Here is a 13,617-nt window from a genome sequence, read left to right as displayed (position 1 = left end):
GTCAGGACGCCTCCTTCACTTTCTGCGGGCTGCCGGCGCCGGCCTTGGTCAGCGCCGGGTGCAGCAGCACGCGGAACGCGTTTTTCTGCGCCAGGCTGTAGAAGTCGTGGGCAAAGTCATCCAGGTCTGCCGCCGTCAGCTTCAGGCGGCGCAAAAAGTAGTTGTAGACCAGCACCGCAGGAACCGCGACGGCGATCCCCACGCCGGTCGCCACCAGTGCCGCGCCGATGGGCCCGGCCACGGTTTCCAGGCTGGCGGCCCCGGCAGCACTGATCCCCTTCAGCGCTTCCATGATCCCCCACACGGTGCCAAACAGGCCGATAAACGGCGAGGTGCTGCCGATACTGGCGACTACAGCCAGACCGGTTTCCAGGGAGCGACGTTCACGCACGATTTGCTGGCGCAGCGCGCGTTCGAGGCGATCCTGGTGATTGATCGCCTGGCTCAAATCCGCAGCGTGGGTGGTATCGCCCACCTGGATCGCGGCATAACCGGCCTGGGCTACACGGGCGGCGGCGCCAGGCTGGGTTTCGGCGAGTTCGGCGGCCGAGTCGAGGCTCGATGCCGCCCAGAACTGTTTGTGAAACTTGCGATCCTGGGCCTTGAGGCGACCGAACTGCACGCCCTTGAGCAAGGCCAGGCCCCAAGTGGCGACCGAAAAGGCCACCAGCAGCCAGATCACCGTGCTTTCGATGGATTCAAGTGGAGATGCCAATGCCATGATGTTTTCCCTCTGCGCCGCTGAATAATTAATGAATCTTGAAATCGATGGGCACGCTCACCCAGCCGTTCTGGGCCACATCGCCCTGCTTGGCAGGCACGAAACTCCAGCGCTTCACCGCCGCCAATGCCGCGTCATCCAACTGCTGGCGACCACTGCTTTTTTGCACCTGGATCTCACCCGGTTTACCGCTGGCCAGCACCTGCACCCGCAGCAACACCGTGCCTTCCCAACCGCGACGCTGAGCCAGTGACGGGTATTCCGGCGCCGGGTTTTTCAGGTACGCGGCGTTGGCCGAAGCAGGCGTCACCGGCGCTGGCGCCGCAGGTGCGGGCGGTGCAGGTAGCGCTGGCGTCGGTGGTGCAGGTGGTTGCTCGACGGCCTTGGGGGCCGGCTTGGGCTCAGGTTTAGGCACGGGCTTGGGCTTGGGTTTCGCAATGGGTTTGGGCGGCGCCGGCTTGGCCGCCAACTCATCCACCAGCGGCGGCGGGGGCTCGACCACAGGCGGAGGCGGTGGTGGCGGTACAGGCGGTGGCGGCTCAACCACCGGCGGCGCCGGCTGGGAAAATTCGATGGTCATCGGTGGAATTTCCGGCGGCACAATCGGCAGCACCGGCGTGGGTTTCTGGCTCACCCAATAGATCACTGCACCGTGCAGCGCCAACACCAGCAACCCGAGCAAAATCCCTTCGCGGCGGCTGGAAAAGCGCTTCGGGGTTTTCTGCAGGCGCAATTGACCCAACGGCGCGCGATGCGGCCGGCCAAGGTCGACCAACTCACCACTCGGTGCCTGACGCCACTGCGCCTCAGGTGCACTGGCGGCGGTCTGGACTTTGCCCATTGATTCACTCCCTGCGGTTTTGAAAAACCGACGGGCCAGCGTGAAGGCCCGTCGAGGGCTGAATCATCGGTGCCAGACACTTATCTCTTAAAGTAATCTTTAAAGTTATATATAGAACAAAAACGCATAAATAAAACAGCCGATCACACCAAAGCCACGTGGTCCGTGGCCTGGCTTCAAGCCGTTGTTTTTCAATGCCTTTAAGGCATACAAAATATTCGTCAAAGGTATGGGCTCAGTGCGGGTTCCCACTGCACAACGCCAGTAACTCGTCCAACAAACTCTGGCCCGCTGCGCCCAAACCACTGCGGCCATACAGGGCCAACCGCACGCCATGAACAGGTGGCAAGCCACTCTCTGGGCCGAGTATGCGATGGCCCGGTTGTAACACCCGTTCTGGCAATAAACTGATGCCCAAGCCTGCCGCCACCGCCGAGCACACACTGGCCAGGCTGGCGCTGGAATAGCCGATGCGCCAACGCCAGCCGGCCCGTTCCAGATGGTGCAGCATGTCGTTGCGATACAGGCCGCCCACGGGGAAAGCCACCAGCGGCAGCGGGTCGCGGCCCAGGGCCGGGGTGCTCAGGCTGTCGACCCAATACAAGGGCTCGGGCCACGACGCCACGCAGTCGTCGCTGTCGCCCATCTGCTTGACCAGCAACACATCGAACTCACCGCCCCGGTACTGGCGCTGCAATTCGGGGCCCAGACCGCTGGTGACTTCCAGCCGCACCCGTGGGTACGCCACCACAAACGCCGAAAGCAGCGGCATCAGGCGCTCGGCGGCGAAATCCTCCGGCACGCCGAGGCGCAACACACCGTCGCTTTGCTGGTTGATCAGCACGTCGGCGGCTTCTTCGTGCAACGCGAGAATACGGCGCGCATACGCGAGCAGACGCTCACCCTCGGCGGTGGCCACTACCCGGCGCTGATCGCGGTCCAATAACTGACAGGCCACTGCGTCTTCCAGACGGCGGATCTGCTGGCTGACGGTGGATTGAGTCAAATGCAGGCGCTCGGCCGCCCGGGTGAAATTGCCGCAGTCCACCACGGCGACAAAGCTGCGCAACAACACGGGATCGAACAACGTCATCACCATTTCGTTTGCCACTGATTGGCATGTTTATATTTAATTTCAGCATACCTTGCTGGCTGACCATACTTCACCTTTCATCGCACCCCGGGGCCTTGTATGACCAACGATCAACCACACCTGCAACGCGCTATTGCGTTGGCCCGCGCCAACGTCGCCCAAGGTGGCCGCCCCTTCGGTGCGGTGCTGACGCGCAACGATGAGATGTTGGTGGAAGCCGTGAATGAGATCCACCTGACCCAGGACCCCACCGCCCACGCCGAGCTGCTGGCAATTCGCGCAGCGAGCCGGCAGTTGGGTGCACGCCTGGAGGGGTGCGTGATCTACGCCAGCGGCCAGCCTTGCCCGATGTGCCTGAGCGCCATGTACCTGTGCGGCGTCGAGCGCGTAGTGTTTGCCGCCAGCAACGAAATGGCCGAGCCGTTCGGCCTGTCGACCGCAGCCATCAGCCAACAGGTTGGCTTGCCCATCGACGCGCAACGCCTGCCCATTCAGCACCTGCCCGATGCCGCAATGACTGCGCTGTATCACCAGTGGAAAACCCTGCATGACCCTGAATAAATCCCTCGCCGGCTGGGGCCTGCTGGTGGTGCTCGGCCTGAATCTGCGCCCGATCCTCAGTTCCATCAGCCCACTGCTCGGCGAGATTCGCCAGGCCACCGGCCTGAGCTTTCAGAGCAGTGCCCTGCTCACCAGCCTGCCGGTGATCTGCATGGGGTTGGTGGCACTGGTGGGCGTGCGCGTGGAGGCTCGCTTGGGCGAGCGTCGCGGCATCGCCCTGGGCTTGTTGATGATTCTGCTGGCGTGCCTGGCGCGCTGGTTGATGGGCCAGGCTTCGGCACTGCTGGTTACCGCGCTGCTTGGCGGTGCGGGTGTTGCGCTGATCCAGGCGCTGGTGCCGGCGATGATCAAGCGTGAATTCCATCACCGTGTGCCCGTAGCGATGGGGGTGTACTCGGCGTCGCTGATGGCCGGCGGTGGGCTGGCGGCGCTGCTCAGCCCGGTGATAGCCACGCATTTCCAGCAATGGCAGGCAGGCCTGGGTGTGTGGTTATTGCCGGCGCTGGGGGCATTGCTGCTGTGGGCCTGGCTACCGCTGGGCGCCGCGCGCAATCCACTGCAGGCGCCTGCGTTCAAAGGGTTGCGCAACCGCCGCGCCTGGCTGCTGGCGCTGTATTTCGGCCTGGTCAATTGCGGCTACATGAGCATGGTCGCGTGGCTGCCGGCCTACTATCAGCAACTGGGCTGGGGCGTGCTGCCCAGCGGGTCGTTGCTGGCATTCATGACGATTTTTCAGGTGGCGGCCGCCCTGCTGATGCCGGTGCTGGCGCAACGCGGTATCGACCGCCGCCCATTGCTCAGCATCAGCCTGCTGGCCCAAACCATCGGCTACCTCGGCCTGATCATTGCGCCGCAGGAATATCCCCACCTGTGGGTGGCCTTGTGCGGCTTCGGGTTAGGGGCGTGCTTTGCCCTGAGCCTGCTGCTGACCCTCGACCACCATCGCGACCCACGCCAAGCGGGGCAACTGGCGGCGTTCGTGCAAGGCGTAGGCTTTTTGATCAATGCGATTTCGCCGTGGCTGACCGGCTGGCTGCGCGAGCTTACCGGCAACTTTGTCAGTGCATGGGTGGTGCTGACGGTGACGGTGGTGGCGATGCTGCTGGTGACGCGGGTGTTCAGCCCGGCCACCTATCGCACCGACCTAGAAGTCGTAGCGTCCAGTCACGCCTAGGGTGCGCGGCGTGCCCAGCAGGCCCTCGTAACCGCCGTTACCACCGGTCCACAGGGTGGTGTAGTAGGTTTTGTCGAAGGCGTTTTTCAGCCACAGCGACACATCCCACTGCCCCTGGTCATAGTCGCCGCGCAAACCGGTAGACAGGTTGACCACCGCATACGCCGGGATCTGCCCGTAGTCGGAATCTTCCACCGTGCCCACCGCCTTGGAACGGAACGCGTAGCTGGCGGTGACGTAGGGTTCGAAGCCGTTCGCCAGGTTCCACTTGTACTCGCCGTTGGCGTTGGCAATCCACTTGGACGCGCCCACCACCTGGTGGCCGCTCAAGTCGCAGGACGCCGGCGCACCGGGACGCAGGCTGGTTTCCGGCGGGCATGGCGCATCCTTGTAAGACAGGTACGTCACGTCATTGAAGGAGCCGTTGATGTTCAGGGTCAGGCCCTTGATCGGCACCAGGGTGCTTTCCACTTCCACGCCCCGCGAGCGCACCGAGCCGGCGTTGGTCAGGTACTGCACGCGGTTGTCCTGGTCGTAGGCGTTGGTCTGGTAGCCGTTGACCTGGGTCCAGAACAGGTTGGCATTGAGTTGCAGGCGGCGGTCCCACAGCGTGCTCTTGAAGCCCAGCTCGGCGTTGTTGGCGCGCTCGGTGCCGATCAACAACGAGTCGGCTCCGGCTGTCGGCGCAGACCCCACCGCCAGGTTCACACCGCCGGACTTCTCGCCATGGGACAGTGTCGCGTAGCCCAGCAGGTTCTCATTGAAGTGATAACTGAGATTGAGCAGCCCCGACGGCGTGGCGCTGTATTGCGACAGGTCGCCCGAGTCATAGGCCCCGGTACGCCCACGCCGCGCCATGGCGGCGGCCCCGCTGACCGCCGCGCCACCGAAGGGCGCATTGCGCGTGACCCAGGCGCTTTTTTCTTCGTAGGTGCCGCGTACACCGGCGGTGAAATCCAGGCGCTCGGTCAGGTGCCAGGTGCCTTGGGCGAACAGCGCGAAACTGTCGGTGCGGATATGCCCGTTGCCCACACTGCTCACATTGCTCAACGCACCGGCGGGCGTGCCGTTCCAGATATCGGCCTTGGGCCCGTAGTAGGCAAAGGATTTGTTATCCAGGTCGGAGCCGAAGTAGTAGGCGCCGAGCACGTAATCGAAGAAACCACCGCTGGGCGACGCCAAGCGGAATTCCTGGGACCACTGCTTATCTTCCACCGAAACCCCAGCGTTATACGACGCCGGTACGTTGAGGCCATCATCGTTGCGCGGGGTGAAATTCCACCAGCGGTAAGCACTCACCGAGGTCAGGGTGAAGTCGCTGGGCAGCGTCCAATTGGCTTCCAGCGAGGTACCGCCCTGGAACACCGTGACGTGCTGGTCGTTGTCCAGGTTGACCTTGCGATGGGTGCCGTCCACCAGGGTGGCGCCTGCCGCGTTGGCCCGGGATTGATACAGGTTGGTGCCATTGATGGTCGGCCCGGTGCTGTACAGCACGCGGGTGCCGGCGCTGGAGTCTTCCTCGTTGTAGTCGCCGATCCAGCGCAGGTTGAACGCTTCGTTGGGCTTGTACAGCAGTTGCCCGCGAAAGCCTTGGCGTGAACCGCCGTTCAGATCATGGCCATCGTGTTCATTCTTGATGTCGCCGTCGCTGCGGGTGCGATAGGCCGAGAAACGCCCTGCCAGGTCATCGGTCAGGGGGCCGGAAATCGTGCCCTTGGTCTGGAAATAACCGTCCTCGCCCAAGGAGGTTTCGATGCTGCGCTCCGGGGTAAAGCTCGGTGCGCGGGTGCTGATGTTGATGACCCCGGCAGTGGTGTTCTTGCCGAACAACGTGCCCTGGGGGCCGCGCAAAACTTCAAGCTGCTCAATGTCCATCAGGTCGAACACCGCCATGCCCGGGCGCCCGAGGTAGACATTGTCGATATACAGCCCCACGCTGCCTTCCAGGCCATCGCTGGCCGGGTTGTTGCCCAGGCCGCGGATCGACACGCTGGACTGGCGCGCATGCATATAGGCGACGTTGACGCTGGGCACCAGTTGCTGCAAATCCTGGATGCGGTACACCCGCTGGGTTTCCAGGGCCTGGCCGCCGACCACGCTCATGGGCGTCGGCACGGCCTGGGCACTTTCGGTACGCCGCCGGGCAGTGACCGTGACAGTTTCCAGTTGGCCACTGGCGCTTTCGCCCTTGCCGGCAGGCGCGGGTGTTTCAGCGGCCTGGGCCGGCGACCAACTGCTGCTACCGGCCACTAGAACAGCCAGGGGCAAGGACTTGAACAAACTCATAAGCGGCTCCAGAACCCCGGAATACTCGTCGCCTCATATTCCCAAAGGTTATTTATTTATGTTTTTACGAACATTTACTGCATAAGAGATAGCCTTTATAAGGAGTCGACGTAATGCATAGCCAATGCATTTCCCGGATATTTTTGATGTGAAAAATGCATATCGACTTGCGCCAGCTTCGCCACTTCATCGCCCTCGCCGAACAGCGCAGTTTCGTCGCGGCAGCCGCAGCGGTGAACCTGTCGCAGTCGGCGTTCAGCCGTAGCATCCAGGCCCTGGAACACAGTGCCGGTTGCCAACTGGTGGACCGTGGACGCAAAGACCTGGCCCCCACCAAACAAGGCCTGGTGCTGCTCGAACATGCACGGCGCCTGGTCAGTGGCGCACAACAACTGGCCAACGAAATCAGCCAGTTCAATGGCCTGGAAGCCGGTGAACTGCGCTTCGGTTGCGGCCCCGCGCCGGCAGCTGGGTTAGTACCACGTGCCATCGGCAGTTTTATCGGGCGCTACCCCAAGGCCCGCGTGCAGTTCCAGGTGGATGACTGGCAAAGCCTGGGCAAGCGCCTGCTCAGCGAAGAGTTCGAATTCTTCGTCGCCGACACCCGCCACTTCGAAGCCAACCCCGACTACCATACCCACCGCCTGCGCCCGCGCCGTTGGCACTTCTGCTGCCGCGCCGGGCACCCCCTAGCCGCGCGTAACAGCGTCAGCGCCGCCGAACTGATGAGCTACCCCCTGGCAGTGACCATCCGCCCGCCGAACCTGCGCAAAGTCATCGTCGACCTTAGCGGCCGGCCGGATTACCAGCCCAATGTGGAATGCGAAAACGGCTATAGCCTGATGGGCGTGGTGCTGCGCTCGGACGCCATCGGCATCGTCAGCGCCAACAGCGACGTGCTGCACATGGCTCGCGGCGAACTGGTGTGTTTGCAGATTGAGGGATTGGACGAAAACCTGGAGGAGCGCTACACCCGCTACGGGATCGTCAGCCGTGCAGGGTATCGGTTGTCGCCGCTGGCGCAGGCGATGATTGAGCAGATCAAGGAGATTGATGAGAGAGACGAGGATGCTTATGCGTTGGAAAATATTGCGGTCTGACCAAGCGGTGAACAGCGGCCCGCAACGTCAGTGAAGTCATCATTAGATAACAAAGATCACATACAAGAGAGTCTACCTTTTGACCCGCACGAGGAAGCGCATTTGATGGACTGTATCTTTTGCAGCATTGCCCGCGGTACTGCACCCTCCCACCTCCTGTGGGAAGACCAGACCCACATGGCCTTTCTCTCCATATTTCCCAATACGCCGGGGTTCAGTGTGGTTATCCCCAAAACCCATCACGGCAGCTATGCGTTTGCCGAACCGGACACCGTGCTGTGTGACTTGATCATCGCAGCCAAGAAGACGGCGAAGCTTTTGGACAAAGCGCTAAAAGGTGTGGCTAGAACGGGCATGATTCTGGAGGGTTATGGCGTCGATCATCTGCACGCCAAATTATTCCCGATGCATGGGACCGGGGAAGATAGCGCCTTCAAAAAAATCAGTTCGACCCAGGACAAATACTTTGAGCGTTATGAAGGCTATGTCTCCTCCCATGACGCTGCCAGGGCAGATGATAAAGCGCTGGCAGGACTGGCCGCTCACATCAGGTCCTTCGCCGGGTAAGCCTGCTCCCACCATTTGATCGCGGGGTGGCAGGTAGATATGTATCTGCTGTCAGGCCGTCATCGCAGGCAAGCCAGCTCCCACAGGGAAATGCATTTCAACTGTGGGAGCTGGCTTGCCTGCGATGACGCCAGCAGCCACACCCATGCACTCAATGCATAGAACCCAGTCCCCAAATGCACTTGCCAGAGCGCCCCTCGAACGGCGAAAAAACCCACCTGTCCTCCGTTCGGTAAATTCCTATGTCTGACCCCAAACCCGTGCGCAACGTGCTCTACATCATGTGCGACCAACTGCGCCGCGACTACCTGTCCTGCTACGGCCATGCCCATCTGCACACGCCGAATATCGACCGCCTGGCCGACGCTGGCGTGCGTTTCAGTCGGGCCTATACACAAGGCACCATCTGCGGCCCGTCGCGCATGTCGGCCTACACCGGGCGCTATGTCAGCAGCCATCAGGTGGCGTGGAACGCAGTGCCGCTGCCGCTCGAGGAGCTGACGATCGGCGACTACCTGCGCCCCCACGGCATCCGCACCGCCCTGGTGGGCAAGACCCACGCCACGCCGAACCTTGAGGCCTTGCAGCGCCTGCAGATAGACCCCGACAGTGCCCAGGCCGAGCCACTCAATGAGGTCGGTTTCGATGCGTATCTGCGTCACGACGGCATCTATCCCGACAGCCCGCTGTTCGAGGATAAGCGCGAATCCGCGCCCTACACCCAATACTTGCGTGATCACGGCTACCACGGCAGCAACCCTTGGCACGAATGGGCCAACGCCGCCGAAGGTGAGAACGGCGAAGTGCTTAGCGGCTGGCATATGCGCAACGCCGGCAAACCCGCACGGGTGGCCGAAGAACATTCGGAGACCGTCTACACCACCGACCGCGCCATCGATTTTATCGACGAACAAGGTGAACAGCCCTGGTGCCTGCACCTGTCGTATATCAAGCCGCACTGGCCCTACATCGCGCCGGCGCCGTATCACGCGCTGTACGGAACCGAGCATGTGCAGGCGCCGATTCAACCTGAACACACCAGCGATCACCCGGTGTACCAGGCATTTCGCCAACACCAGGAGAGCCAGAATTTCTCCCGTGACGAGGTGCGCCTCACGGTGATTCCGACCTACATGGGCCTGATCAAACAGATTGACGATCAACTCGGGCGGCTGTTTGATTTTCTGCAAAGCACTGGCCGTTGGGATGACACGCTGATCGTGTTCACCAGCGACCACGGCGACTTCCTCGGCGATCACTTCCTTGGCGAAAAAGAGTTTTTGCTGGAGCCTGCGGTGGGCATTCCGTTGATCGTGCGCGACCCGCGTGCCGGCGCCGATGTCAGCCGCGGCACCGTAGACGAGCGCCTGGTGGAAACCATCGACGCCCTGCCCACCTTCCTCGACGCCTTGGGCTTGCCCGCCGCCGACCATCGCCTGGAAGGCCGCTCATTGATTCCATTGCTGCAGGGCGCGCAACCCACCTGGCGCCGCTATGCCATTGCCGAATACGACTACGCCTTCCAGGCTCCCGCTCGTGAGCGCCTGGAGCAACCCATCGACCGTTGCCGCATGACCATGGTGCGCAGCGAGCGCTGGAAGTACCTGGCCTACGACGGCTTTCGCCCGCAACTGTTCGACCTGGAAAACGACCCGCAAGAACTGCACGACCTGGGCAGCGATCCCGCCTATGCCGAGGTACGCGAGACGCACCTGGGTTATCTGTTCGACTGGCTGCGCGGGTTGAAGCGGCGCACCACCATCAGCCACACGGAGGTTGAGGTGCGCGGGCAATGGTTTCGTTATGGTGAGCCAGAGGCAGAGAAAGTGGTGAAGATTGGAGTCTGGTAAACACCACAAATCCAAATGTGGGAGCGGGCTTGCTCGCGAATGCGCAGCGTCAGTCGACGTATTCATCAACTGACCCACTGCATTCGCGAGCAAGCCCGCTCCCATATTTTTAGTCCTCACCCGGCTTAAAGACCTTTAGTGGTTTTGCTTGATTGCCCCTGCACCCCCACCGGCACATCGCCCTTGAGCGTAACCCGGCGCACGATGCGCTCCTGGGTGCCGTAGTCGTCCACCGCGTAATGCTGGGTGGCGCGGTTATCCCAGATCGCCACGTCACCGGTGTTCCAGCGCCAGCGCACGGTGTTTTCCAGGCGGGTGACGTGGCCTTGCAGCAGGTTGAACAACTGCGCCGACTCTGCCTGGGAGTAGCCTTTCAGGCGTTTGACGAAGTGCCCCAACAGCAGGGTTTTCTCACCGCTGACCGGATGCACGCGCACCACCGGGTGTTCGGTTTCATACACCGTGGAAGTGAATACTTTGCGGTATTCCTCCAGCTTCTCCACCGCCACATCCGGCTTGCGTGCGGCGTAGTCGTATTCGTTGCTGTGCACCGCCCACAGGTGATCAGCCAGTGCGCGCAGTTCCACGCTGAGGTCGTTGTAGGCAGCGGCTGTGTTGGCCCATACGGTGTCGCCGCCGGACACAGGCGCCAGCACCGAACGCAGGATCGAGGCCTTAGGGTAGGCATCGACGAACGTCACGTCGGTGTGCCAGGAATTGGCGCGCTGACCACGGGTGCCATCCAACTCCATCAGGAACCGCGTGCCGTCTCGTACCGGTACGGTGGGGTGGGCGATCGGCTCGCCGAGCAGGTGAGCAAAGGCTTCCTGGCTCTGGTCATCGAGATGGGTTTGTTCGCGGAAGAAGATCACCTTGTACTGCACCAGCGCCTGCTGGATGGCCTCGACGGTGGCGGCATCCAGCTCACCGGACAGTTTGATGCCACGGATTTCGGCGCCGATCCGCCCGGCTACCGGGTGAATATCAAGTGGTTGGGCGATGGGTTGAACGGCTAATGCGGCGTTGCTCATTGTGATGACCCTCATGTGCCTGCGAAACGGTGGGGGGACGCTTCCAGCAACGCTCTATCCATATGCAATTTAGGTCTAGCAAATGAATGAATGCTTCGTTGACGGAATAAGAGCTTGCATTTAAAACCTCAGCTTGCTCGGTCGCAAATGCCTTCGACCTATTTTTAAAATGCCGGGAAAGCATATGGATCTTCGCCAACTGCGCTACTTCATCGCCCTCAACGAACACCGCAGTTTCGTGCGTGCCGCGGACGCCATGGGCATCACCCAACCAGCGTTCAGCCGCAGCATCCAGGGGCTGGAACAGGAGTTCGGCTGCGTGTTGGTAGACCGTGGCCACAAGGACTTGCGCCCCACGCCGGAAGGCCAGGTGGTGTTGCAGCACGCCCTGAGCCTGGTGCATGGCGCAGCGCTGCTGAGCAGTGAAGTGACGCGCATGACCAAGCTCGACGCCGGTGACCTGCGCTTCGGCTGCGGCCCGGCGCCAGCCGTGAAACTGGTGCCGGATGCGGTGGCGCGGTTTATCAACGCCCACCCGAAAATCCGTACCACGTTTCAGGTGGATAACTGGGAAACCCTCAGCCGCCGCCTGAGCCGTGAAGAGATCGAATTCTTTATCGCCGACATCCGCCAGTTCGAAGCCGACCCGAATTTCCAGACCCGCGCACTCACCCCCAAACGCGGGGTGTTTTTCTGCCGCCCTGGGCATCCCTTGCTGGCCAAGGACAGCCTGTCCACCAACGATATGTTCGACTACCCGCTGGCGGCGCCGCTGATCTCCCAAGGCATTCGCAAACTGCTGGCGAACCTGAGTGGGCGCATGGATTTTTCACCGAGCATCCAGACCGAGCACTTCCCGGCACTGGTGAGCATCGTGCTGCAAACCAATGCCATCGGCGTCGGCACTGAAGAAGCCTTTGCCGAGGACATTGCCAGGGGGGCGCTGGTGCTGCTGCACTGGCGCAACTTGCCGCAGCACATGGATACCCTGAGCGCACGCTGCGGGATCGTCAGCCGCACGGGGTCGCGGTTGTCGCCGGCGGCGAAGGCGATGATCGAGACATTGGTGGAGGTGGATAGCCAGCAGGTCAGTGTGGCGGTTTGAAGGGCCTCATCGCAGGCAAGCCAGCTCCCACATTGAGCGGTGAACACGTTCAAGTGTGGGAGCTGGCTTGCCTGCGATAGCGATAGCCCAGGCACCGACAAGCTCAGAGCCCCGCCGCCACCAACCCAGGCGCCACCCAATCACTCACCTGAAACGACTTGCGAATCAACTTCTCCCTGGACGCCAGGTCCACCGCATCCTGCAATTTTCCAAGGAACACCGGGTCGAGTGTGGAGGGGAAAACTTCGCTGAGTTTCTGGTCTTTCAAATCATTGGTGAGGATCACCGGCGGGTAACTGGCCAGCCCTGACACCAGTGCGATGTACGCCTGTTTGTTGTTGTCATCGGTCAACCACTGCACCGCTTGCTGCTGGGCCTTGAGCAGCTTGGCCACCGCATCGGGATGTTCATCGACAAACTTGGCGCTGCCCACCAGCACGGCCTGGATGCTGCCGGCATCGCCCAGGTCTTTGGTGGTCAGCGGTATCTCTGCCAAACCTTTGGCCTGCAACGCCGTCAGGGTGGAACCGCCCCAGGTGGCGTCAATCTGCTTGGCCGCCAGGGCGGCAGCGGCCGCGTTGAAGTCCAGGTTGATCACCTTAAGGTCCTTCTCGCTCAAGCCCTGACTGGCCAATGCGCTGTCGAACGACAACTGGCTGGCCGTGCCACGGAACACCGCCACGCGCTTGCCCTTGAGGTCTTGCAGGGTCTTGATGCCGGAGCCCGGCACCACGCCGAGGTAGTGTTTCACTCCCCGTGCAGAGGCGCTGAGCAGCCGCGTGTCCAGGCCATTGGAGCGGCCGATGATCGCTGCCAGGTCGCCCAGATAGGCAAGGTCCACCTGGCCGTTGGCGAACGCTTCATTGATCACCGGGCCGGCGCCCTTGAAGTAATTCCATTGGATCTTGATGCCTTGGTCGGCAAAGGCTTTTTCAAAGATCTGCTGTTCACGCAACACGTCGGTGATGCCACCGCCGCTGTGCTGGCTGCCGGCACTGAGGTCGGGCACCGCGATGCGGATTTCCTTGAGGTCGGCGGCATGCACCAACCCGGCCAGGGCGGTGCCGGCGAACAGGCTGATCAGACGTTTAAAGGGCAGTTTCATAAGCGCAGCTCCTGGTGGGCGACGGTCGCCTGGGGAGCAAAAAGTAGGCACAGACTGAACAAAACTTTAAATACTATAAATTCACAATTTAATAGCTTTTAGAAATATGCAAGTTAACCCGCAGCCTCCAGAGGCCTATGCATAAACAGCATCGAAAATATTCTTCGAATGCATTGGATGCGT

12 protein-coding genes are annotated in these 13,617 nt (G+C 61.6%); 6 read left to right on the top strand and 6 right to left on the bottom strand.

Translation table 11 applies throughout. From position 1 onward, the window contains the following. Nucleotide 1 precedes the first annotated feature (1 nt). The 3 genes from AC1RAC_RS21165 to AC1RAC_RS21155 form a co-directional block, all read right to left on the bottom strand. Nucleotides 2-724: a MotA/TolQ/ExbB proton channel family protein gene (locus tag AC1RAC_RS21165; RefSeq protein ID WP_492616968.1), complete on the bottom strand. Its 723-nt coding sequence runs from the start codon at nucleotides 722-724 to the stop codon at nucleotides 2-4. Between the two features lie 25 nt (nucleotides 725-749). Then, nucleotides 750-1,562 (bottom strand): energy transducer TonB, encoded by an 813-nt coding sequence (locus tag AC1RAC_RS21160; protein WP_492616958.1) that lies wholly within the window; start codon nucleotides 1,560-1,562, stop codon nucleotides 750-752. A gap of 235 nt (nucleotides 1,563-1,797) precedes the next feature. Further along, the gene (locus AC1RAC_RS21155; protein ID WP_054920352.1) at nucleotides 1,798-2,649 is read right to left on the bottom strand and encodes a LysR family transcriptional regulator; all 852 of its coding nucleotides are present in this window, start codon (nucleotides 2,647-2,649) and stop codon (nucleotides 1,798-1,800) included. Nucleotides 2,650-2,754: 105 nt separating this feature from the next. On the opposite strand from AC1RAC_RS21155, the gene AC1RAC_RS21150 reads away from it, so the two are divergent. Together AC1RAC_RS21150 and AC1RAC_RS21145 are read left to right on the top strand one after the other, a co-directional pair. Further along, on the top strand, nucleotides 2,755-3,216 hold the full coding sequence (locus tag AC1RAC_RS21150; RefSeq protein ID WP_057975344.1) for a nucleoside deaminase: 462 nt from the start codon (nucleotides 2,755-2,757) through the stop codon (nucleotides 3,214-3,216). Next, on the top strand, nucleotides 3,203-4,390 hold the full coding sequence (locus AC1RAC_RS21145) for a CynX/NimT family MFS transporter (protein ID WP_492616957.1): 1,188 nt from the start codon (nucleotides 3,203-3,205) through the stop codon (nucleotides 4,388-4,390). The genes AC1RAC_RS21150 and AC1RAC_RS21145 overlap by 14 nt, the downstream gene beginning before the upstream one ends. Here the strand turns inward: AC1RAC_RS21145 and AC1RAC_RS21140 are convergent. Further along, a complete protein-coding gene (locus AC1RAC_RS21140; RefSeq protein ID WP_054920328.1) occupies nucleotides 4,361-6,676 on the bottom strand; it encodes a TonB-dependent receptor in 2,316 nt (771 codons plus the stop codon). The genes AC1RAC_RS21145 and AC1RAC_RS21140 overlap by 30 nt on opposite strands. Nucleotides 6,677-6,831: 155 nt before the next feature. On the opposite strand from AC1RAC_RS21140, the gene AC1RAC_RS21135 reads away from it, so the two are divergent. From AC1RAC_RS21135 to AC1RAC_RS21125, 3 genes are all read left to right on the top strand, one after another. Continuing rightward, nucleotides 6,832-7,776, top strand: a complete 945-nt coding sequence (locus AC1RAC_RS21135) for a LysR family transcriptional regulator (RefSeq protein ID WP_186526707.1) — start codon at nucleotides 6,832-6,834, stop codon at nucleotides 7,774-7,776. A 105-nt stretch (nucleotides 7,777-7,881) separates the two neighbouring features. Beyond that, nucleotides 7,882-8,343: an HIT family protein gene (locus tag AC1RAC_RS21130; protein WP_200584318.1), complete on the top strand. Its 462-nt coding sequence runs from the start codon at nucleotides 7,882-7,884 to the stop codon at nucleotides 8,341-8,343. Nucleotides 8,344-8,585: 242 nt separating this feature from the next. Next, nucleotides 8,586-10,193: an alkaline phosphatase family protein gene (locus AC1RAC_RS21125; protein ID WP_057975341.1), complete on the top strand. Its 1,608-nt coding sequence runs from the start codon at nucleotides 8,586-8,588 to the stop codon at nucleotides 10,191-10,193. Between the two features lie 125 nt (nucleotides 10,194-10,318). Here AC1RAC_RS21125 and AC1RAC_RS21120 read toward each other — a convergent pair whose 3' ends face one another. Then, nucleotides 10,319-11,224, bottom strand: a complete 906-nt coding sequence (locus AC1RAC_RS21120) for a TauD/TfdA dioxygenase family protein (RefSeq protein ID WP_034125458.1) — start codon at nucleotides 11,222-11,224, stop codon at nucleotides 10,319-10,321. Between the two features lie 184 nt (nucleotides 11,225-11,408). Between AC1RAC_RS21120 and AC1RAC_RS21115 the strand changes: the two genes are divergently transcribed. Next, nucleotides 11,409-12,329, top strand: coding sequence for a LysR family transcriptional regulator (locus AC1RAC_RS21115; protein ID WP_003187586.1), 921 nt, complete (start codon nucleotides 11,409-11,411; stop codon nucleotides 12,327-12,329). Between the two features lie 103 nt (nucleotides 12,330-12,432). Here the strand turns inward: AC1RAC_RS21115 and AC1RAC_RS21110 are convergent, their stop codons facing one another. Continuing rightward, entirely contained in the window at nucleotides 12,433-13,434 is a 1,002-nt protein-coding gene (locus tag AC1RAC_RS21110) for an ABC transporter substrate-binding protein (protein WP_072445744.1), read from the bottom strand. Nucleotides 13,435-13,617: the final 183 nt, after the last annotated feature.

It is taken from the genome of Pseudomonas sp. GW823-FHT02F05 (assembly GCF_058797315.1).
This window is presented reverse-complemented; position numbering and strand designations above follow the sequence as displayed.